Origin of the sequence: Arthrobacter sp. 08Y14 (genome assembly GCF_002929455.1) — a bacterium.
Classification (GTDB): Bacteria; Actinomycetota; Actinomycetes; order Actinomycetales; family Micrococcaceae; genus Arthrobacter_B; species Arthrobacter_B sunyaminii.
Genome location: NZ_PJIX01000002.1, coordinates 311,926 through 334,488, shown reverse-complemented (window position 1 = coordinate 334,488; position 22,563 = coordinate 311,926). Strand labels below are relative to the sequence as shown.

The 22,563-nt window shown below is 64.7% G+C and carries 15 protein-coding genes and 1 tRNA gene; 3 read left to right on the top strand and 13 right to left on the bottom strand.

Features of this window, described 5'->3' with window-relative positions:
• The first annotated feature begins 15 nt into the window (after nt 1–15).
• A complete protein-coding gene (locus tag CXR03_RS18790) occupies nt 16–4,878 on the top strand; it encodes a multicopper oxidase domain-containing protein (protein WP_104103245.1) in 4,863 nt (1,620 codons plus the stop codon).
• A gap of 76 nt (nt 4,879–4,954) precedes the next feature.
• On the opposite strand, the gene CXR03_RS08125 is transcribed toward CXR03_RS18790, so the two are convergent.
• A tRNA-Leu gene (locus tag CXR03_RS08125) sits at nt 4,955–5,039 on the bottom strand.
• A gap of 128 nt (nt 5,040–5,167) precedes the next feature.
• Between CXR03_RS08125 and CXR03_RS08120 the strand changes: the two genes are divergently transcribed.
• Nucleotides 5,168–5,773 carry an ANTAR domain-containing response regulator gene (locus CXR03_RS08120; RefSeq protein ID WP_104054501.1) on the top strand — a complete coding sequence of 202 codons (606 nt, stop codon included), beginning with the start codon at nt 5,168–5,170 and terminating at the stop codon, nt 5,771–5,773.
• Nucleotides 5,774–5,844: 71 nt separating this feature from the next.
• Here CXR03_RS08120 and CXR03_RS08115 read toward each other — a convergent pair whose 3' ends face one another.
• Both CXR03_RS08115 and pyk read right to left on the bottom strand, forming a co-directional pair.
• A complete protein-coding gene (locus CXR03_RS08115) occupies nt 5,845–6,237 on the bottom strand; it encodes an SHOCT domain-containing protein (protein WP_104103244.1) in 393 nt (130 codons plus the stop codon).
• A gap of 303 nt (nt 6,238–6,540) precedes the next feature.
• Nucleotides 6,541–8,052: a pyruvate kinase gene (gene pyk, locus CXR03_RS08110; protein WP_104054503.1), complete on the bottom strand. Its 1,512-nt coding sequence runs from the start codon at nt 8,050–8,052 to the stop codon at nt 6,541–6,543.
• 220 nt (nt 8,053–8,272) lie between these two features.
• On the opposite strand from pyk, the gene CXR03_RS08105 reads away from it, so the two are divergent.
• A complete protein-coding gene (locus tag CXR03_RS08105) occupies nt 8,273–8,905 on the top strand; it encodes a TetR/AcrR family transcriptional regulator (RefSeq protein WP_104103242.1) in 633 nt (210 codons plus the stop codon).
• Nucleotides 8,906–9,029: 124 nt separating this feature from the next.
• On the opposite strand, the gene CXR03_RS08100 is transcribed toward CXR03_RS08105, so the two are convergent.
• From CXR03_RS08100 to hisI, 10 genes are all read right to left on the bottom strand, one after another.
• Complete coding sequence (locus CXR03_RS08100) at nt 9,030–10,487, bottom strand: glutamate synthase subunit beta (protein WP_104103240.1); 1,458 nt, start codon at nt 10,485–10,487, stop codon at nt 9,030–9,032.
• Nucleotides 10,480–15,075, bottom strand: coding sequence for a glutamate synthase large subunit (gene gltB / locus CXR03_RS08095; protein WP_104103239.1), 4,596 nt, complete (start codon nt 15,073–15,075; stop codon nt 10,480–10,482). Before gltB ends, CXR03_RS08100 begins: the two co-directional genes overlap by 8 nt.
• Nucleotides 15,076–15,263: 188 nt before the next feature.
• Nucleotides 15,264–16,304: a prolipoprotein diacylglyceryl transferase gene (gene lgt, locus CXR03_RS08090; RefSeq protein WP_104103237.1), complete on the bottom strand. Its 1,041-nt coding sequence runs from the start codon at nt 16,302–16,304 to the stop codon at nt 15,264–15,266.
• Nucleotides 16,304–17,137 carry a tryptophan synthase subunit alpha gene (gene trpA, locus CXR03_RS08085; protein WP_104103235.1) on the bottom strand — a complete coding sequence of 278 codons (834 nt, stop codon included), beginning with the start codon at nt 17,135–17,137 and terminating at the stop codon, nt 16,304–16,306. The genes lgt and trpA overlap by 1 nt, the downstream gene beginning before the upstream one ends.
• Nucleotides 17,134–18,546: a tryptophan synthase subunit beta gene (trpB, locus tag CXR03_RS08080; protein ID WP_258073554.1), complete on the bottom strand. Its 1,413-nt coding sequence runs from the start codon at nt 18,544–18,546 to the stop codon at nt 17,134–17,136. The genes trpA and trpB overlap by 4 nt, the downstream gene beginning before the upstream one ends.
• A gap of 77 nt (nt 18,547–18,623) precedes the next feature.
• Nucleotides 18,624–19,457, bottom strand: coding sequence for an indole-3-glycerol phosphate synthase TrpC (trpC, locus tag CXR03_RS08075; protein WP_104103233.1), 834 nt, complete (start codon nt 19,455–19,457; stop codon nt 18,624–18,626).
• Between the two features lie 3 nt (nt 19,458–19,460).
• Nucleotides 19,461–19,754: an HGxxPAAW family protein gene (locus tag CXR03_RS08070; RefSeq protein WP_104103232.1), complete on the bottom strand. Its 294-nt coding sequence runs from the start codon at nt 19,752–19,754 to the stop codon at nt 19,461–19,463.
• A gap of 131 nt (nt 19,755–19,885) precedes the next feature.
• The gene (locus CXR03_RS08065; protein WP_258073553.1) at nt 19,886–20,551 is read right to left on the bottom strand and encodes a Trp biosynthesis-associated membrane protein; all 666 of its coding nucleotides are present in this window, start codon (nt 20,549–20,551) and stop codon (nt 19,886–19,888) included.
• Nucleotides 20,548–22,140 (bottom strand): anthranilate synthase component I, encoded by a 1,593-nt coding sequence (locus CXR03_RS08060; RefSeq protein ID WP_104103230.1) that lies wholly within the window; start codon nt 22,138–22,140, stop codon nt 20,548–20,550. The genes CXR03_RS08065 and CXR03_RS08060 overlap by 4 nt, the downstream gene beginning before the upstream one ends.
• 20 nt (nt 22,141–22,160) lie before the next feature.
• Entirely contained in the window at nt 22,161–22,562 is a 402-nt protein-coding gene (gene hisI, locus CXR03_RS08055) for a phosphoribosyl-AMP cyclohydrolase (RefSeq protein WP_104054512.1), read from the bottom strand.
• Nucleotide 22,563: the final 1 nt, after the last annotated feature.

The following is a 22,563-nucleotide window of genomic DNA, read 5'->3' as shown; positions in this document are numbered from 1 at the left end:
TGTGAGGTGCCCCAAATGCTGACTACCCGGACTTACAACGTCGTAGCGATGTCACTGCCGATCGTCTACACCAAGGACGGAGATCATGATCCCAACGGAATGCTCTTCACCCTGCAGAAGTACAAACCGCTGCTGCAGTTCTTTTCGGAGCAATGGGAGAAGGATGACAACCTGCTGCCGCGCCTGCACCGCCGGCGGCAGCTCATCCAATTGGTGGTTGACGGCTTGGACAGGTTCAGCCGGATGCGGACCAGGCTGGCCGGCGGCAATGCCGGGGACCGCGACCTGCTGGCCGAGCTGGGCGGAGATACGGAGGAAGCTGGCGGGGAGGACGATGAAACCCGGGGAGAAGATCTGGACCCCCGGCGGAGAGCTGTCCGGCAAAATTATCTGGCCACGGTCGAGGAACTTCGTTTGGCCCTGAAGGAGCTCACGCGCGGGCAGATCACCACGCTTGTTGCAGACCCGCTGAAACTCAGGGAGTGGCGGCTTTCCTGGCAGCAGGCCCTCAAGAGCGTTGACGCGGCCATCGCTGTCAGGCTCGCAGCGGTAGACAACGCCTTTGACCTCATGGCAGCCTCCCTCCCGGCCGGCAATTTGCCCCCGCGGCGGGTCCGGCAGCTGATGCTCAACGATCACCGAAGCGCGCAGGCCACCGACGAACACGCACCGCCCTATGACCGCTTCAACCCGCTCAAACCAATCCCGCTGGTCCGCCCGCTGGTACTGCGGGCCTGTGCCGGGGAGACCCTGCAGGTTCGGTTGAAGAATGAGATCAAAGGCCGCCGGGTAGGACTGCATCTGCAGGGAGAGGGCCTTGGCGGCGTGGACTCAGACGGGGCATATGACAGCGGCGTGCGTTTCGGCGACGGCGCCCACGTCGGTGGAAACCCTGACAGCACCGTACCATTCGGTGAGGATCCGCGGACCTACTATTGGCGCGCGGATCACGAGGGGGTCTGGCCCATCAATGATCTCGGTGATGTTCGCGGCACCGAACAGGGGACCAATGTGCACGGACTCTTCGGTGCATTGGTGGTAGAGCCACCGGGGTACACGTGGAAGGATCCGGAAACCGGGGACACTGTTGATGACGGAATGTACGTCGATGTCATCCCGCCCAACGAGCACCCGCATAAAGGAAACGGGAAACTCGATCCGAAGCATCAGGAGTTCGTGGACTTCCATCTGGACAATGTCCCGCGCAGCTTCCGGGAGTTCACCGTCTTCCTGCATGACGAACCGGAGATCCACAGCGGCTACCACCTGACGGGTGAACACACAGTAATGCCGCTGTCCTACCGGGCCGAGCCAATGCCCAACAGGCTGCCGCACAAGATGCGCCGCTACGCAGAGGCCACATCACTTGAACCTGATCCCGGTCAGGAGGGCATCGACTTTGCCGCAGTGAAAATCGAACTCGATGAGGAGCTGAACGAGGTGTTCTGGATCGCCCGGGATGCCGACGGGACTTTCCTGGAACGGGTGGCGGGAGAAGAACAGCACCACAGCTCCTGGCTGTTCGGCGAGCCGGTTACTCCAATCCTTCGCGCGTACCGCGGGGACCCGGCACGGATTCGCCTGGTCCACGCCGGAGTCAAGGAAACCCACGTCTTCCACCTTCACGTCCACCAGTGGCGGGCTGTTCCCGCCGACACCGCGCCCCCGTCGGTGTGGAAGAACGGCCGGCACCGCGGCTCCCAGCTGCTGGACTCAATCACCATTGGCCCGCAAACCGCCCAAACAATTGACCCGTTGTACGGCTCCGGCAGCCGGCAGAAGGCCATCGGTGACGTGATCTGGCATTGCCATCTCTACCCGCACTTTCACCACGGCATGTGGGGTCTTTGGCGCAGCTTTGATCGGCTTGTCGACGGGCACCGCGCATACCCCGATGGCACCCCGTGTCCGGCACTCAAACCCCTCCCCGGACGAATACCTCCGCCGTCAACCAACAAACAGCCGGGATTCCCCTGGTTTATGGATGCGGTTTTCCCACAGAAATCTCCGCCTCCGCCGGCACTGCGACGCCAGGACCTGGGAGGCAGGCGGCAGCTGCTGCGGATGCCGATGCACTCTGCGAAAGAGTTTGCAGCTTTCGATCCAGGGTGCATCGCACACCCGCGCCCGGGAGCCCTGTTCGTCGACCTCGACACCCGGGCGCGCAAGTGGAACAACACCGCAGAGCTGCCCGAGCAGCGGATACTCACCTACGACGTCGAGGTCCGATCCTCAAACGCAGAGTACAACAGTGATGGCTGGCACGACCGCCGCGCCCATCATTACCGAATCACCGGCGTACAGGTAGCCACACTTGCGGCTGACGGCACCGTAGTTGACAAAGCCCGCCTGAAACCGCCTGAACAAACTCCACCGTTCCGCCCCGAACCGTTTTTCCCCCGGGCCAACCACGGCGACATTGTCGAACTGAATTTCTACAACGAACTCGGCTCTTTTCCGGCAGACGATTTTGACCTGGCAACACTGCCGGTGGAGTGCGGGCTGCATGTCCATCTGGTCAAGTTTGATGTGCTGGCCGCCGACGGATCCGCCACCGGCTGGAACTATCTTTCCGGAGCCAGTTCCCGGGAAGCTGTGGGAACCAACGAGCCGGGCTTTCCTCCGCGCAACGTCGGCCGGCACCGATGGGTGGTTGATGAGGAGTTTGGCCCCTGTTTCTTTCACGACCACCTGCTGGCCAATTACCGTCAGAAGCACGGTTTGTTTGCCGCACTCATTGCAGAGCCCCAGCGATCGCGGTGGTATCTGCCCGACCAAACCACAGCCGCCTGGACAGGACAGCAGGCCGTTATCCGGCCGCCGGAAGACTCAGAGCTGCCTCCTTACCGGGAGGCGTGCCTTGCGATCGGGGACTTCATTCCTCTCTACCGTGCCGACGGCGCTCCGCTGAACAGGCCACATGAGCTTGGCGGCGACGATGATCCCGGGGCAATGGGCGTGAACTACCGGAACGCCCCGCTGAGGTTCCGCGGCGACGCTCCCTCGGAGTGGTTCAGCTCCAGCCGCGGCGCTAATGAAGAGGCGGTAGCTGCAGTGGCCGGCATAGACGAGGAGGAAATCGCCGTCGAACCTGAACCGGTACCCGCACCCGGCCGCCCTGCCCGGGACCGCGGTGACCCGGACACCGAAATCATCAACAGCTATCCCGGTGAACGGCTGCGTCTTCGTCTCATCCAGGGCTCGCATGAGGAGCAACACAGCTTTACGCTGCACGGCCTGCGTTGGCGCAAGGAATGGCACAACTCTGCCTCGCCGCTAGTCAACCAGCAGACGGTGGGCATATCCGAGGCCTTCACCCTGGACATCAATCCTGCTGCCGACAGCAGCTACGGCATTGGGGACCATCTCTGGGCTTTCGCGGCCATGGATGATCTTTGGCTGGGCTGCTGGGGACTGGTGCGTGCGCTGGCGCCCAGCGAGCAAAATCTTGCCGTCCTGCATCCGCTGCCCCGGGCGGGGCTCAGCCATCTGCAGGTGCAGGAAGGCATCAAGGCCACCAGGCCCACCCCGCCGCGCCCGACGTTGGTCAAGGGCAAGTGGGTGGACGCGCACAACAACCCTGTTGCGGTCCGTGAGTACACGGTGGCAGCCCGGCGAACGGAGCACCTGTATTCCGGGCACGCGCTCACTGATCCCTGGGGCCTGATTTACGCCCACGCAGACGGCTGGCGCAGGGAACTCGATGAGGAAGGCAAGCCGACGGACAACCGGCGGGGAGTGAACGTGGATGCTTCCGGGCAGCCCCTGGTCCTGCGTGCGCATCCGGGAGAATGGATCCGGCTAACCCTGGTCAACGAGGTGCTGCTTGAGGGCGACGACCCTGACCGGGAAGGGCTGCTGCAGCTGCCGGACTTTGGTCCCGAGATCAGTCCGCCGCGGCTGCCCATCGAGCACGTCGACGAGTTGGGCTACCCGGACGAGAGGGTTGTCAGTCCCCGGGTGTCGCTGCACCCGGGGCTGCTCCGCTTCGACGTAGTCAGCGATGACGGGTCCTACGTCGGCCACAACCACGACAGCACGGTCTCCGCACTGAATATCGACGAGGACCATGACAGCCACCGCGAGGGCGGTCAGGTCGAAGAGCGGAAGGATCACACCGCCGACCACGCCCAGGTCAATTGGCGCGAGTACTGGTGGTATGCGGATAAAGCGCTCGCTCCGGACAACCATTCCAAGGGGCCGGGACAGGTCTGCTACCTGCATGACATGGGCGATATCCGCAACCACCGCCACCATGGCCTCGTCGGGGCCCTGGTGGTCGAGCCGGCCGACTGTGCCCCTGAGGGGAACTGGTGGGGACCTGCTGCCAACATTGTCGACCGAGACGGGAACCCGGTTGCGCGGGAAATGGTTATTTTCTTCCAGGATGGACTCCGACACTTCATCGCCGGCGATCCCGATCTGCCGGTCCGCGACATCGTACCGGGAGACGATCCGGAGGACGCCGGCCAGAAGGGCATCAACTACCGTGCGGCTCTGGTGAACACCTCTGAACGCCTGGCAGTGGAAAACCCACCGACACCAACGTTTACCGCCGCACCCGGGGATGACCTGTGGGTCCGTCTGGTCTGTGCCGCCGACAAACCGCGCAACCACACCTTCACCCTCCACGGGCTGGCCTGGCGGTTCGCACCCTGGGTTAGCAAGGGGCCGTGGACGGACTCGCTGTCCGGACTCACTGCGGGCACCACCAGCGACCTAACGGTCCACGCCGCGGATCCAGGTGACCACGCCTACCGCAGCGGGGTGTTCCGGTGGGCAGTTACCCAGGGTATGTGGGGGCTGATCAGGGTGCAGCCGGCGGAATCCGGGAACACAGCCGACAACCGGGTCAGCGGCCATCAACCCGGACAATAGAAAACACCCCGGTCCGAAGACCGGGGTGTCACCTATGTCGCGACTCATCCGGAAACGATGTCTGGACGATTTCCTTTGGTGCCCGAAGTGGGACTCGAACCCACACACCTCTCGATACTGCATTTTGAGTGCAGCGCGTCTGCCAATTCCGCCATTCGGGCCAGCCCTGCGGTGTGAATCACAAAGTTCACATTCCGTGTTGGGCGCGAATCTACTCTACATGCGGATAGGCTATTTGTGTGAACTGTCAGTTCGCACACGGCAGTCAAACGCATTCTGAGGAGCACCTGTGTCTGAGTCCACCGAGCCCGCCCCGTCCAACACGCCGGCGCGGCGCGTCATTGTCGCCGAAGATGAGACGCTGATCCGCCTCGACATCGTGGAAATCCTCACCGGTGAGGGATACGACGTCGTTGGTGAAGCCGACAACGGCGAGAAGGCCGTTGCCCTTGCCACCGAGTTGAAGCCCGATCTGGTCCTGATGGACGTCAAGATGCCCGTCATGGACGGCATCACGGCAGCTGAACAGATCGTCAAGGCCCGCATCGCGCCGGTTGTCCTGCTGACCGCCTTCAGCCAGAAGGAACTGGTTGAACGCGCCCGCGAGGCTGGAGCCATGGCCTATGTGGTCAAGCCCTTCACTCCCGCTGACCTGATTCCCGCGATCGAGATTGCACTGTCCCGCCACGAGGAAATCAAGGCCCTCGAGGAAGAGGTCAGCGACCTCAAGGAGCAGTTCGCCACCCGCAAGCTGGTGGAGCGCGCCAAGTCGCTGCTGACCACCAAGATGGGCCTCACGGAACCCGAGGCCTTCCGCTGGATCCAGAAGACCTCCATGGATCGCCGCCTGAGCATGCGTGAAGTCGCCGAGACCATCATCAACCAGGTCAACTAAGGCTTCTCAGGCGACCCCGCCAAAGAAAAACCCCGCCCGACGTCGTCGGGCGGGGTTTTTTGCGCTCGGCATCAGGCCGCGGACAGCGCCCTGCCCTTGATGGTTTCGAACTCCTCCGGGGTGATGGCACCGGCGTCAAGCAGGTCCTTGGCCTTGGAGATTTCGTCGCTGGGGCCAGAGGCCGCAACCCGGCGAATGTATTCCTCCGTGGAGTTCTGCAATTCCTGTGACTCCCTCCTGGACCGTTCATTCATTCCCCTCCCGCGGGCGATGAGATAAACGAGAACCGTGAGGAACGGAAACAGCACCAGAAAGATGACCCACACAGCTTTGGCCCAGCCGCTCAGTCCGCGATCACGGAACAAGTCGCTGATCACCGCAAAGAGGGTAAACAAATAGGCAAAGAGGACTGTCACGGTGAAAACCCACCAAAGGATGTCCCAAAAATTGTCCCAGTAGCTCAAAGCTGCTCCTCTCTCAGGCCGTACTCACGATCATCGCCCGCGCGCTTGAGCAGTGCCATGGTCCAACGTCGATACGCAGCCGCGGCTAGCGAAAAAGTCAGGTCATCCCCCGCTGTCCGGGATTCATCCTGGCCCCCCGGGCACGCGTGGTCGAACTGCCGGAGAGTAGGCACTTGGACAAGGAGGGCAGCATATTTGAAAAACTGGATATTGATGGATGGAACTGGATACTTAACAGGAAAAAGCTGCCCGGCCGGAAAATCCCGGCCGGGCAGCTTTTGATGGAACGAGGTGAAGTCCGTGTTAGATGGACTTGGCTTTGCCCTTGTTGGAGTTCTTGATCGGCCACGGGCCAACCTTCTCCTTGACGCGCATCTGGCCGTCAAGGCGCTGACCTGCATCAGCGATGTCCCCTGCCTTGTGGACCTTGATTGAGTTGGTGGAACCGGCCTGTCCGGGAGGCGAACCGGCTGCGATCACCACGATGTCGTCAATATCCACCAGGTCGTTCTCGAACAGCGTCCGGTCCACCTGGGCAGTCATCTGGTCAGTGTTCTCCGCAAACTCCACGAGCATGGGCTGGATGCCCCAGAACAGGCTCATGTAGCGGTAAGTCTCTTCCACAGGGGTGAAAGCCAGCACCGGCTTCTTCGGGCGCAGACGGGAAAGCCTGCGGGCCGAGTCACCGGACTGGGTGAAGGTGCACACGAACTTCGCATCGAGCTGGTCTGCGATTTCGACGGCGGCACGGGTAATGGCGCCGCCGCGGGTACGCGGCTTGGATCCCAGGGCCGGCACACGGTTGAGGCCGTGCTCCTCGGTGGACTCGATGATTCGTGCCATGGTGGTCACGGTCTCGATCGGGTACTTGCCCACTGACGTCTCACCCGAGAGCATTACGGCGTCGGCACCGTCAAGTACGGCGTTGGCGCAGTCGGAGGCTTCAGCGCGGGTGGGCCGCGGGCTGTCGATCATGGATTCCAGCACCTGGGTGGCCACGATGACCGGCTTCGCCCAGCGGCGGGCCAGCTCGATGGCGTTCTTCTGCACCAGGGGAACGTCTTCGAGGGGAAGCTCCACGCCGAGATCGCCACGGGCAACCATGATGGCATCGAAGGCGTCAATGATTTCCTCGATGGCAGCCACGGCCTGCGGCTTCTCGATCTTGGCGATGACCGGAACGCGGCGGCCTTCCTCGTCCATGATTTCGTGGACGCGGCGCACATCAACGGCGTTACGGACGAAGGACAGCGCAACCATGTCCACGCCGCGGCGGATGGCCCAGCGCAGATCTGCCTCATCCTTGTCGCTCATGGCGGGCACGCTTACCGCCACGCCCGGCAGGTTCAGGCCCTTGTTGTTGGACACGGGGCCGGGAACGGTCACTTCGGTGACCACCTTGACGTCATCAACGGCAGTGGCACGGACGGAGACCTTGCCGTCGTCGATCAGGAGGGTGTCCCCCACGTTGACGTCATTGGGCAGTCCCTTGTGCGTGGTGGAGACAATATCCTTGGTGCCCGGAACATCTTCAATGGTGATCGTGAAGACGTCGCCCTTGTTCAGGTAGTGCGGGCCGTCCATGAAGCGGCCAAGACGGATCTTGGGCCCCTGCAGGTCAGCGAAGATGCCTACCGGCTTGCCCAGTTCCTCGGATGCCCGGCGCACGTTCTCATACACAGAGTTGTGTACGTCGTGATCTCCGTGGCTCATGTTCATGCGGGCTACGTCCACTCCGGCGCTGAGAACCGCGAGGGTGTTTTCGTAGCTTGCGATTGCTGGGCCGAATGTGGCCACAATTTTTGCACGTCTCATAAGTTCAAGCCTAGTCGTCCTGCGCCGATTACGCATGGAGACGGGCCGCATAGCCGGCATCCTTGGATACAGCTGCCAGTGTTTCTTGTCTCAGGCACCTGGCGAGGGCAACAAGCAGGCACCCCCAGCTGCCTCTCACTGATCTCGGGAGCTTCCCGGCCGGCGTCCTAGTAAGCTTGAACGCCGGAACAGACAACCGCCAGCCAGTGTCAGGAGCAGCATGTCGGAGAGCGCGTCGGAAAACAGGTCGGGGGCCGACGGCGGCTCAGCCGGCACTCCTGCCCGCGGGCTGAGGGAACGCAAAAAAGCCCAGGTGCAGGCCCAGCTCGTGACAACAGCCTGGCAGCTGTTCGCCGAGAATGGGTTCGCGGCCGTCACGGTGGACCAGATTGTGGAAGCGGCAGGAGTTTCCCGCAGTTCCTTTTTCAGGTACTTCGACACCAAGGACGCCGCACTGTTCCACAACACGAGGCTTGCCTTGGACAACATGGAAGCTGATTTCGAATTCCGCAGCCGCAGCACCCCGCCCCGGCAGGCCCTTCATCAGTCCCTGCTGCAGGCCGCGACGGATTACGAGCCAAGGCGGAGCGAATACCGGACCCTGCGCCGGCTGATGCGGGAGGACCGCGTACTGCGCGCCAGCGCCGCGGCGTACAACCAGTCGCTCCTGGCAGAGATGACCTCGACCTATCTGCGGCAGCTGGGCCGGGGCGACGAGCTCGCCGCGCGCGTGGAGGTGGCGGTCATGTGGGCGGCGGCAACCGTCGCCTTGGAATCGTGGGTACGGGCCGACGGGGAAGACCTGCTGCCCCTGACTGTCCGGGCCCTGGCTGCCCTGCACCAGGACGCCTAGGCACGCAGGCTACCTGGGCATCAGCACAGCTGACCCCCAGGGCAGTCGGGCATGAGGCCGCCGGTCGAGATCCGGCGGCCTCATGCTTGGGAGGCTGTACGGGCGGGCCGCACCATGTGCGGACCTAGAGCACGGAGATGGCCCGGTCGCTGGGCGCCACCGGGGCCGGCAGACGGGTGGAACCGGTCAGCCACTGGTCCACCGCCGCAGCACAGGCACGGCCTTCGGCGATCGCCCAGACAATCAGCGACTGGCCGCGGCCGGCGTCACCGGCGGCAAAGACGCCCGGCGTCTTCGTCATGTAGTAGCCGTCGCGCACCACATTGGAGCGCTCGTCGAACTCGGTGTGCACCTGCTCAGCCAGTCCGGCCGGTTCCGGACCGGTGAACCCCAGCGAGAGGAACACCAGGTCAGCCGGAATAACCCGCTCGGTGCCGGCTTTGGGGACGCGCCGTCCGTCCACGAATTCTGTTTCGGCGATCCGCACTCCGGTCAGCTGGCCGTTCTCGCCCACGAATTCCACGGTGGAAGCCAGGTAGGTGCGCTCCCCGCCCTCTTCGTGTGCGCTGGCAGTTTCGAACAGTGTCGGGTACGTCGGCCACGGCTGATGTGCGGCGCGTTCCGCCGGCGGCTGCTTTCCAATGGCCAGGGTGGTGACGGACGCCGCCTGCTGGCGGTGCGCGGTGCCCAGGCAGTCCGCACCGGTGTCGCCGCCGCCCAGGATCACCACATGCTTGCCCTCGGCGGAAATGGAGTTCTTCACGCGTTCTCCGGCCACGGCACGGTTTGCCTGCACCAGGTATTCCATCGCGAAGTGCACGCCGTTCAGTTCACGGCCGGGGATGGGCAGGTCCCGGGGCACGGTGGCTCCGGTGGCCACCACCACGGCGTCGTACCGCCGGCGCAGCTGTTCCCAGCTGATATCACGGCCCACTTCGACGCCGGTGCGGAAGCGGGTGCCTTCGGCGCGCATCTGGTCGAGGCGGCGGTCGATCTGCGCCTTTTCCATCTTGAAGTCGGGAATCCCGTAGCGCAGCAGGCCGCCAATCTTGTCATCGCGCTCGTACACGGCAACGGTGTGCCCGGCGCGGGTGAGCTGCTGGGCCACGGCCAGTCCCGCAGGTCCGGAGCCGACGACGGCGATGGTTTTGTCCGTGAGCCGCTCGGGAGCGTGCGGGGTCACCCAGTTTTCATCGAAGGCCTGGTCAATGATCGAGACCTCAACCTGCTTGATCGTCACTGCCGGCTGGTTGATGCCCAGCACGCAGGACGATTCGCACGGCGCGGGGCACAGCCTGCCGGTGAACTCCGGGAAGTTGTTGGTGGCGTGCAGCCGTTCAATGGCTTCGCGGCCCTTGTCCCGCCACATCAGGTCATTCCACTCCGGAATGAGGTTTCCCAGCGGGCAGCCCTGGTGACAGAACGGAATGCCGCAGTCCATGCAGCGTCCGGCCTGGGCCTTCAGCACGCCCTTCTCCTGGGCTTCGTAAACCTCTTTCCAGTCCATGATGCGAACGGGAACAGGCCGGCGCGGCTGCGTTTCGCGGTCGCGTACTTTCAAGAATCCGCGTGGGTCAGCCACCGGTTACCTCCAAGATTTTGGTCCAGGCTTCGGCGCCGTCGGGGTCAAGTCCCGCTTCGACGGCAGAGGCGCGGGCGTCGAGCACAGCAGCGAAGTCACGCGGCAGCACCTTGGTCATTCGGGCAATCGTCCCAGTGAAGTCCTCCAGCAGGGCAGCAGCCAGCGCCGATTCGGTTTCTTCCACGTGCCGGATCAACAGACCGCGGACAATGTCCGCGTCCTCGGCATCCAGCGGCTCCAGGCGCAGTTCGCCCTTTTCCAGTGAATCCTTGTTGATCCGCTCAGGGCGGATGTCCAGCAGGTACGCGGTGCCGCCGGACATGCCGGCACCGAAGTTCCGTCCCGTGGGCCCCAGGATCAGTGCCTGTCCCCCGGTCATGTATTCGCAGCCGTGGTCACCGATTCCTTCGACCACTGCCGTGGCGCCGGAATTGCGGACCAGGAAGCGTTCACCCACCTGCCCGCGCAGGAACATTTCCCCGCTGGTGGCGCCGTAGCCGATGACGTTGCCGGCTATGACGTTGCGCGCCGCGTCGAAGACGTTGGCGCGGTCCGGCCGGACGATAATCCGTCCGCCGGAAAGGCCCTTGCCGACATAGTCGTTCGAGTCTCCGAGCAGGCGCAGCGTGATGCCGGCCGGCAGGAACGCACCGAGCGACTGTCCCGCCTGGCCGGTGAGGGTCACGTCGATGGTGTCGGTGGCAAGCGTATCGATGCCGAAGGTCTTCGTCACCGTGTGCCCCAGCATGGTGCCCACGGACCGGTCGGTGTTAACCACGTCCAGCGTAATGCGCACCGGATTCCGGTTGGTCAGGGCGTCCGCGCTCATTTCGATCAGTTTGTTGTCGAAGTGGGCGTCCAGGTCATGGTTCTGCTTCACCATGTTGCGCATCGGCGCGCCGGGTTCGACGACGTCGGCACCGCGCAGGATCGGCTCCAGGTCCAGTCCGTCGGCCTTCCAGTGGTCCACCGCGGCCCTGGTGTCCAGCAGTTCGGTGTGCCCGATGGCTTCTTCGAGGGAACGGAATCCCAGTTCAGCCAGGATTTCACGCACTTCCTCGGCCAGGAACTCGAAGAAATTGACCACAAATTCGGGCTTGCCGGAGAACCGTGCCCGCAGTTCGGGGTTCTGTGTGGCCACGCCCACCGGACAAGTGTCCAGGTGGCAGACGCGCATCATGATGCAGCCGGAGACTACGAGCGGAGCGGTCGCGAAACCGAACTCCTCACCGCCCAGCAGCGCGGCAATCACGACGTCGCGCCCGGTCTTGAGCTGGCCGTCCACCTGCACCACCACGCGGTCGCGCAGGCCGTTGAGCATCAGGGTCTGCTGCGTTTCGGCCAGTCCCAGTTCCCAGGGCGCTCCGGCATGCTTCAGCGAGTTCAGCGGCGAGGCGCCGGTGCCGCCGTCGTGGCCGGAGACGAGAACGACGTCGGCCTTGGCCTTGGTCACGCCGGCCGCCACGGTGCCGATCCCCGCTTCGGAGACGAGCTTGACGTGGACCCGGGCGCTCGGGTTGGAGCGCTTGAGGTCGTAGATCAGCTGCGCCAGGTCCTCGATGGAGTAGATGTCGTGGTGCGGCGGCGGGGAAATGAGGCCGACGCCGGGCGTGGAGTGCCGGGTGCGGGCCACCCACGGGTACACCTTCTGCGCCATCAGCTGGCCGCCTTCGCCGGGCTTGGCGCCCTGGGCCATCTTGATCTGGATGTCCTCGGCGTTGGTGAGGTACAGGCTGGTGACGCCGAAGCGGCCCGAGGCCACCTGTTTGATGGCGGAGCGGCGCTCCGGATCCAGCAGCCGCTCAGGATCTTCGCCGCCCTCACCGGTGTTGGACTTGCCGCCGAGCCGGTTCATGGCAATCGCCAGGGTCTCGTGGGCTTCCTGCGAGATGGAGCCGTAGCTCATGGCGCCGGTGGAGAAGCGCTTGACGATGCTGGCGACGGATTCCACTTCCTCCAGCGGAACGGCAGGCCGCTCCCCCTTGCGGAACTCCAGCAAACCGCGCAGGGTCATCAGGTTCTTCGACTGGTCATCAACGCCGTTGGTGTACGCCTTGAAGATGTCATAGCGGCGTTCGCGGGTGGCGTGCTGGAGCCGGAACACGGTTTCCGGATTGAACAGGTGCGGCGGTCCTTCGCGGCGCCACTGGTATTCGCCGCCGTTCTCCAGCGGGCGGTGCGGGTCCTCGATTTCGTCGTCGGGGTAGGCGCTGGCGTGCCGGGCGGCTGCCTCGGCGGCGATGACGTCCAGGCCGACGCCGCCGAGCTGGGTCTGCGTTCCGTGGAAGAACTCGTCCACCATTTCCTGTCCCAGGCCCAGGGCCTCGAACGTTTGGGCGCCGCAGTAGGAGGCCACGGTGGAGATGCCCATTTTGGACATGATCTTCAGGACGCCCTTGCCCAGGCCCTTGATCAGGTTGGCCACGGCTTCTTCCCGGGTGACCCCGGTGATGTCGCCGTTGCGAACCAGTTCCTCGCAGCTTTCCATGGCCAGGTACGGGTTGACCGCCGAGGCGCCGTAGCCCATGAGCACTGCCACGTGGTGCACCTCGCGGACATCACCGGCTTCGACCAGCAGGGAGATCTTGGTGCGGTTGGCGCTCTTGAGCAGGTGGTTATGCACAGCGGAGAGCAGCAGCAGGGACGGGATGGGAGCCCACTGGGCGCTGGAATCCCGGTCCGACAGCACGATGTACTCGATGCCGCGGTTAACGGCGCCGGAGACCTTTTCGCAGATTTCCGCGATCCGGGCACGCAGTTCCGTCTCGCCGCCCTGCGGCCGGTATAGTCCGCGGACCTTGAGCGCGATCTTTTCGCCGTCGGCGTTGGTCAGCTTGGCAATCTTCGCCAGCTGGTCATTGTTGATGACGGGAAAGTTCAGGGCCACCTGGTGGGTGCGGACCTGGCCGGGGGCCAGCAGGTTGCCCACCGGTCCGATGGAGGCACGCATGGAGGTGACCAGTTCCTCGCGGATGGAATCCAGCGGCGGGTTGGTGACCTGGGCGAAGGACTGCACAAAGTAGTCAAAGAGCAGCCGCGGGCGCTGGGAGAGCACGGCAATGGGGGTGTCCGAGCCCATGGCGCCCAGGGGTTCGGCACCGGTGCGGGCCATGGGGCCCAGCAGGATGCGCAGCTCTTCCTGCGTGTAGCCGAAGGTGCGCTGGCGCCGGTTGATGGAGGCCTTGGTGTGCAGCACGTGTTCGCGTTCGGGCAGCTCTTCCAGGGAAACCTGGTTTTCCTTTACCCACTCCGCCCACGGATTTGCCGCGGCCATCTCCGCCTTGATTTCGGCATCCTCGATCAGGCGGCCGGCGCCGGTGTCCACCAGGAACATCTTGCCCGGGGAGACACGGCCTTTACGGACCACCTTGGCCGGATCAATATCCACGACCCCCACCTCGGAGGCGAGCACCACCAGTCCGTCCTCGGTCACCCAGTAGCGAGCCGGGCGCAGGCCGTTGCGGTCCAGGACCGCCCCCACCTGGTTGCCGTCGGTGAAGGACACCGCAGCCGGGCCGTCCCACGGTTCCATGAGCGTGGAATGGTACTGGTAGAAAGCGCGGCGGGCCGGATCCATAGTGGCGTGGTTCTCCCAGGCCTCGGGGATCATCATCATGATGGCGTGCGTGATCGGCCGGCCGGAGAGCATCAGCAGCTCGGCAACCTCGTCAAAGGATGCCGAGTCCGATGCGCCCGGGGTACAGATGGGGAACAGTTCTTCCGGTGTCTCCCCCAGCAGCGGGCTCTTCAGCTGGGACTGACGGGCGCGCATCCAGTTGCGGTTGCCCTTGACCGTGTTGATCTCGCCGTTGTGCGCGATGGTTCGGAACGGCTGGGCCAGCGGCCAGGACGGGAACGTATTGGTGGAGAACCGGGAGTGGACAATGCCCAGCTTGGTCTTGAAGCGCGGGTCGGAAAGATCGGGATAGAACGGTTCAAGCTGCGCGGTGGTCAGCATGCCCTTGTAGACTATGGTCTTGGAGGACAGCGAGGGGAAGTAGACGCCGAACTTGTTCTGTGACCGTTTGCGGACGCGGAAGGCGCGGGCGTCAAGATCGGAGCCGTCGCCGTCGGCCGGTGCAAGGAACACCTGTTCGAAGTGCGGCATGCAGGCCCGGGACATGGCGCCCACAAGGTCCGCCACCACGGGCACTTCGCGCCAGCCCAGGACCGTCAGGCCCTCGGACTCCGCCATGGCCTCGACGCCGGCGCGGGCGGTGTCCTGTTCCCGGGCTTCGGAGGGAAGGAACGCGGTGCCGACCGCGTAGGTTCCTTGGGCCGGAAGCTCAAACCCGGTGACGGCACGGAAAAACTCATCAGGGACCTGGGTCAGCAGGCCGGCGCCGTCGCCGGTGCCTTCATCGGCACCTACGGCGCCGCGGTGTTCAAGGTTGCGCAGGGCCGTCAGAGCTGCATCCACGATGTCGTGCCCGGGCTCTCCGCGCAGAGTGGCGATAACGGCCAGTCCGCAGGCGTCCTTTTCATTCTCGGCACGGTAGAGACCGGAATCAGCCGGGAAGTTGGCGAAGCGGGTGAACGGCGAGAGTACAGGTGTGCCTGTGCCGCCGGGCGGAAACGGTTCAGTCATGAGAGGTAAGTCCTTCCCCCTGATTGAGCGGTGGGAGGGGACGACGCTGGCCCCACGGCGGAAGGTGAAACGTTCCGCGGTGTCTTGAGTGTTCACGGACAGGCCAACGGTGTGGTTCCCGCGGCCCCGTCCGGGCGGCCACGGCGATGTGGCAGGAGCACCCGCCGCGAGGGTGGCCCGGGCCGGTGCTACTTGGCAGTACCCGGTGTCCCGGGCCGGCGAGAATCAGTGTCCTCGCTTTTTGTCTCTGCGAGATTAGCACGCGTCTGTTCCGATGATGCACCGGATTCGGAACCAAAAGGTTCTGTTTCCGTCTTGTTACCTGACTCACCTTCCGCCGTCGTGGATTCCGGCTCGTGCCCGGGAAGGTACAGGGACCCTTCCTGCCCCTTTTTGGCGCGGATTGTCAGGAAAATGAACATCGCCACAGAGAAGACAAGCAGTCCAATGCTGGTCCATACGTTCAGCCGTTGTGTGACGCCGAAGAACGTAATCATTTCAGCGTCGTCGATCCGCAGGATCTCGATCCACAGCCGGCCCAGGGTGTAGTAGGCAGCGTAGATCCAGAACAGCCGGCCGCCGCGCAGCCGGAATTTTTTGTCCAGGGCAAGCAGCAGGACCACTCCGGCGAGGCACCAGAGCGACTCATAGAGGAAGGTTGGATGGAACAGGGTTCCCGGTGCTGTTCCATCCGGAAAGTTTGGATTGTTCGCGTCGATTTCCAGCCCCCAAGGCACGTCCGTGGGGCTGCCGAAGAGTTCCTGGTTGAACCAGTTGCCCCAGCGGCCCACGGCCTGGGCCAGCAGCAGGCCGGGCACGCCCGCGTCGGCGAAGGTGGAGAGTTTAATGCCGGCGCGCCGGCAGCCGATCCAGGCTCCCACGGCGCCCAGGGCCACCGCACCCCAGATGCCCAGCCCGCCCCGCCAGATCTGCGGAATCAGGGAGAGGTCACCGTTAGCGCCGAAATAGGCGGCCGGCGAGGAGATGACGTGGTACAGCCGTCCGCCGATGATGCCGAACGGGATGGCCCAAATGGCAATATCCCACACGGCCTCCTCAGGCAGTCCACGGCGCTTCCAGCGCACCGACGTCATCCACAGGGCCAGGATGATGCCGGCCAGAATGCACAGTGCGTAGGTGTGGATGGTCAGCGGTCCCAGCGAGAAGCTGCTGAAGTCCGCGGGCGGGCTGGGAATGCTGGCCGGGGCAATCACGGACGTCAGGTGCATTAGTGGCTCTTTCGGGTTCCGGTGCTGAGTTCACGGGTCAGGTCCGCCACGGCGGGGACACCGCCGTCGCGCAGTGCGGCCACCAGGGCGGTGCCCACGATCACCCCGTCCGCGTACGCGCCGATTTCACGGACATGGCCGGAGTTGGAGACTCCCAGGCCTACGCAGACGCGCTCCGCGCCTGCCGCGCGGGCAGCGGAAACGACGTCCTTCGCGGCGGTGCTCACTGATGTGCGTGCGCCGGTGACGCCCATGATGGACACCGCATAGACGAAGCCCCGGCTGGCCGCGACGGTGCTTTTCATGCGTTCGGGGGTGGACGACGGCGCCACCAGGAATACCCTGTCCAGTCCGTACTTGTCCGAAGCCGCCATCCACTCCGACGCTTCATCCGGGATAAGGTCCGGGGTAATCAGCCCGGCTCCCCCGGCTTCAGCCAGGCGGCGGGAAAACTCATCCACACCCATACGGACAACGGGGTTCCAGTACGTCATCACCAGCACGGCGGCATCGGTGGCGGCGGTGATGCCGGCGACGACGTCGAACACCTGGCTGACGCGGAAACCGTGCGCCAGCGCCTCGGTGGTGGCAGCCTGAATGACGTGGCCGTCCATGACCGGATCGGAGTACGGGATGCCGACTTCAATCAGGTCTGCGCCGTTCCGGGCCAGGGCAATGCCGGCGTCGATGGTCTCCTGCACACTGGGGAAGCCTGCGGGCAGGTAACCAATCAGCGCCGCGCGGCCGTCCGCGGCGGCGCGGTCAATGGCGGCAGCGGACTTGCTGACGGCAGCAGTGCCCGCGCCGGATGTGTTGTCGACTGCGGTGCTCACAGCTGTTCCCCTTCTTTGCCGATTTCTGCTTCGGCTGATGTGTCATCCAGCAGGTTGAACCATTCAGCGGCGGTGGCCACGTCCTTGTCCCCGCGGCCGGAGAGGTTTACGAGCACGATTTTTCCGGACACGTCGCCGTCGGCGGACTCGGCCGCCAGCCGCTGCCCCACCTTGATGGCCCCGGCCAGCGCATGTGCGGACTCGATCGCGGGAATGATGCCTTCGGTGCGGCAGAGCAGCTGGAAAGCGTCCATCGCCTCACTGTCGGTGATGGGCTCATAGGAGACCCGGCCGATGTCGGAGAGGTAGGAGTGTTCCGGGCCCACGCCGGGATAGTCCAGGCCGGCGGAAATGGAGTGGGATTCCACGGTCTGGCCGTCTTCGTCCTGCATCAGGTAGGACCGGGCGCCGTGCAGCACGCCGGGGCGGCCCAGGGTGATGGTGGCGGCATGGCGGCCGGTTTCCACGCCGTCGCCGCCGGCCTCAAACCCGTAGATCTTCACGTCCGGGTCATCCAGGAAGCCATGGAAAATGCCGATGGCGTTGGAGCCTCCGCCGATGCAGGCGCACACGGCGTCAGGGAGCCGGCCGGTCTGTTCCAGGATCTGGGCGCGGGCCTCTTCTCCGATGACCTCATGGAAGAACCGCACCATGGCGGGGAACGGATGAGCTCCGGCAGCGGTGCCGAGCAGGTAGTGGGTGTTGTCCACGTTGGCGACCCAGTCGCGCAGCGCTTCGTTGATCGCGTCCTTCAGTGTGGCCGAGCCGTGGCTGACGGGGATGACGGTGGCGCCGAGCAATTCCATGCGCGCTACGTTCAGGGCCTGCCGGCGGCAGTCCTCGGCGCCCATGTACACCACGCACTCCAGGCCCAGCAAGGCAGCGGCCGTGGCGCTGGCCACGCCGTGCTGCCCGGCGCCGGTCTCGGCGATGATGCGGGTCTTGCCCATCCGCTTGGCCAGCAGTGCCTGCCCCAGGACATTGTTGATCTTATGGGAGCCGGTGTGGTTCAGGTCCTCGCGCTTGAGGAACACCCGGACACCGCCGGCATGCTCAGCGAAACGCCTGGCTTCGGTGAGCAGCGAGGGCCGGCCGGAATAGTTCTTGTTCAGGTCCGCAATCTGGGCGCGGAACTCCGGGTCAGCCTTGGCCTTCTCGAAGGTGTCTTCCAGCTCGTCCAGCGCGGCTATCAGGGATTCCGGCATCCAGCGGCCGCCGTACTCGCCGAAATACGGGCCGGAGGCGTGGCGCAGCGAACCATGGACGTTCAGGAACGCTTCAGCCACCTCTTCCGTGACGGTTCCGGCCGCGGCGCGCTGCGCCTCGTCCGCAGGTGCGGTCTCAGTGGAAGTGACTGGTGACCCGGCGTCAGCATGTGCTGAGCCGGTCTGGTCCGGATTCCCGGTCATGGGGCTGGTTCCTGTCCTGCTTTGGTCCGGACGGCGGACCGCCCGGACAGGGAATATGTTGCTCTGTCGGCCTGCCGTCAGTCCTTGCCGTGTGTCTGCCGGGCGGCGATGGCCTTGCGGCCGGTCTGGGCGAAGTCGGCGATAGTAGCCGCCGGATCATTGTGCCGCACCAGGGCTTCGCCCACCAGGACGGCGTTGGCGCCGTCCGCAGCGTACTGCTCCACATCGGCGGCGTCCCGGACTCCGGATTCAGCGATCACGAGTGCACCTGCGGGAATGCTGTCGGCCAGCGGCGCGAAGACCGAACGGTCCACGTCCAGGGTTTTCAGGTTGCGCACGTTAACACCAATGATCCTGGCGCCAACGGCGACGGCGCGTTCAACTTCATGCTGCGTATGCGTCTCCACCAAGGCGTTCATGCCCAGCTCGTGGGTGAGAGCCAGGAAATCCTTGAGCTGCGTATCGTCCAGGGCTGCCACGATGAGCAGCACCAGGTCGGCACCGTGGGCGCGGGCTTCCCAGATTTGGTACTCGTCAACGGTGAAGTCCTTGCGCAGCAGCGGGATCCGCACCGCGTCCCGGACGGCATCAAAGTCAGCCAGGGAGCCGCCGAAGCGGCGCTGTTCGGTGAGCACGCTGATGACTGCTGCACCGCCGCGTTCATAGCTTGCTGCCAGCGAGGCCGGGTCGGCAATGTCCGCGAGGGCGCCCTTGGAGGGACTGCTCCGCTTAACTTCGGCAATAACCCGGAGTTCGCCGCGGGGGTTGTCATTGCCGCCCAGAGCAGCAAAGGCGTCCAGTGCGGGAGCAGCCGCACGGGCGCGCTCCCGCATCTGCTTCAGCGGAACGGCTTGCCGGCGCGCCTCGAGATCCTCGGCGACGCCGGCAATGATGTCGTCCAGGACGCTCATGATTTAGTGGCCGCTGTTGGAGAGCTTCGAGCCGCCTACACCGTAGCCGGCCTTCTTCATGATGAAGCCAATGACCAGGCCGAGGGCCATGACGCCCAGGCCGATGCAGAACCACAGCACGCTGGCGATGATGAAGCCAACACTGGAGATTCCGGCGCCGACAATCATGACCAGGACACAGGTCCAAGCGGCCGGGGTGTTGCCGTGACCGATGGTCTCATCATGGATGCTGGCGTGACGCTCGGCTTCATTTTCGGGCTTGGTATCAACGTTGCTGCGGGTGGCGTTTGAGCTCATGGTAAATCTCCTCTGTACGAATCAGTTTCCATTCTGCCATTGACTGGCGGAAACTCTTTCACATGTTGCGGCGCTTCGGTGGTTCCGGCGCCGGGACCGGAGTCCGGAACGGTGGATCGGGGTAGGTGCGGTCAGCGGTAGTTTGTGGGGTCATCCCCGCGCGTCAGCCGGTCCCAGCTGTCGATGTCATCAACCGGCTCGGGTCCCGCACCGTTGTTGCCGGCGTCGGGCGAACCGGTTCCCGGCGTCGTGCTTTCCGATCCTGGAGCGGCGGACGGCGCTGTGCCGGCCGCCGGGGCCGGTGCGTACCGGCGCGAGGACTTCCAGCTGCGGCTGGCGATAGCCAGCCAGACGCCGGTGAGCGCGATCAGGACACCTGATACCAATGCCGCCCACGGCATGCCCGTGAGCGTAACCACGGTGCCGGCTGCCCCGCTGACACCGATCGCCTGTCCGATGGCTCCGGCGGCACCCTGGGCGGGATCGCTGATGACGGTCCAGCTGGCGGCAGCCACGCCGATACCCGAGACCACCAGGATCACGCTGACGATCCAGCGGGCCACGGACCCGGCAATCGAGGCTGCCAGGCCTGCCGTAATGGCAACGACGGCGAAGGCCGTCACCGCGGTGGCGGCATCGGATCCTGAAACGGCCAGGTCCGGGGTCTGGACGGCCGTCGCGGGCAGTTGAACGTTCAGCCAGGTGCGCGTGGTGGTGGCAAAGGCGGCGATGCCGAAGAGCACCGCCGCCATGATGACGGTTCCCTTGCGCTGCCACCGTTTGGTGGGTGTGCTCACTGCGGTACTTCCTGCTCTGCGGATTGGGGGGTGGAGAAAATTGGTGATGCGGCGACGGTTTCCAGGCTCCGGGCGATCAGTGCTGCGCGCAGCGGTGCGGCTGCCTTGTTGACGGTTTCCTGGGCTTCGGCTTCCAGATCGGAGTCCGCCACAATGCCGCCGCCGGCCTGGACAAAGGCTTTGCCGTTCCGCAGCAGCGCGGAGCGGATGGCAATCGCCATGTCCATGTCGCCGGCGAAGTCCAGATACCCGACCACGCCGCCGTAAATGCCGCGGCGGTGCGGTTCCAGCTCATCCAGCAGGCGCAGGGCGCGGGGCTTGGGTGCACCGGAGAGGGTTCCGGCGGGGAAGGTTGCGGCCAGGACGTCGTAGGCGCTGCGCTGCGGTGCGAGTTCGCCGACGACGGTGGAGACCAGGTGCATGATGTGGCTGAAGCGCTCCACCTCCATGAACTGGGTGACGTCCACGCTGCCGGGAATGCACACCTTGGAGAGGTCGTTGCGGGCCAGGTCCACCAGCATGAGGTGTTCGGCGCGTTCCTTCTCATCCGCCAGCAGTTCCTCAGCCAGGGCGCGGTCCGCATCGATTCCCTTGCCGCGGGGCCGGGACCCGGCGATGGGATGCGTGATCACTTCGCTGCCGGTGACGGTTACCAGTGCCTCCGGCGAGGAGCCGACGACGGCGAACGGGTTGCCGCAGGAGTCCTCGAAGTTGAACAGATACATGTACGGGCTGGGGTTGGTGTTGCGCAGCACCCGGTACACGTCCAGCGGGTCCGAGGCGCACTCCAGCTCGAAGCGGCGGGAAATGACCACCTGGAACACTTCGCCGTCCACGATGGCTTCCTTGCCCCGTTGCACCGCTTTGGTGTATTCGGGTTTGGGCCAGGATTCCTTGACGCCGTCGGTGAGGGTTGAGGTGTCCACGGTGCCGCCGTGCAGCACCGAGACCGGCTGCGGCGTGGGTTCGGCCAACCGCTGCAGCATGGAGTTCACCCGGGCCACGGCGTCATGCCAGGCTTCGTCCACCCGTTCGTCGGAGCCGTCCATGTTGATGGCGTTGGCCACCAGCATCACGGTGCCGTTGGAGTTGTCGTGAATGGCCATGTCCGAAACCAGGTTCATGGCCAGTTCCGGCAGGTCCAGGTCATCAACGGGAGGGTTGGGCAGTTTCTCCCAGTGCCGGACGGTTTCCCAGCCGACAAAACCGACCAGTCCGGAGGTGAAGGGCGGCACGCCGTCCAGCCGTTCGGTCTGCAGCAGTTCGATGGTGCGGGCCACGGCTTCCACCGGGTTTCCGTCCAGCGGCACCCCGGCCGGCGGCTCGCCGAGCCAGTGGGTTTCGCCGTCGTGCGTGGTCAGTGTGGCGCGGGAGGAGGCGCCGATAAAGGAGTAGCGGGACCAGACGCCGCCGGCGGCAGCGGATTCCATCAGGAAGGTTCCCGGCGCGCCCGCGGTGAGCTTGCGGTAGATGCCGATGGGTGTGTGGGCGTCGGCCAGCACGCTCAGGTGCACCGGAACCACACGGTGTTCAGCGGCCAGGGCCCGGAATTCTTCGAGGCCGGGACGGATAACTCCAAGATCCTGCATGTGTCTGGTTTCTTTCCGGGTCAGCTGGCGGCGTCGGTCGCGGCCAGAACGGGGAGCTCCCGGCCGTCAAAGCAGGTGTGCGTTCCGGTGTGGCACGCGGCCCCCACCTGGTCCACGCGGACCAGGAGGGCGTCACCGTCGCAGTCCAGGGCCACGGATTTGACCCACTGGACATGCCCGGAGGTATCGCCCTTACGCCAGTATTCCTGCCGTGAACGGGACCAGAAGGTCACCCGGCCCGTGGTCAGGGTACGGTGCAGCGCTTCGTCATTCATCCAGCCGAGCATCAGAACCTCGCCGGTGTCATGCTGCTGGACGACGGCTGCCACCAAGCCCGCGTCATCGCGCTTCAGGGCGGCGCTGACCGCGGGGTCCAGGCCGGGTGCCGGCGGGAATTCGGAGGAAGAGTTTTGAGGAGACATC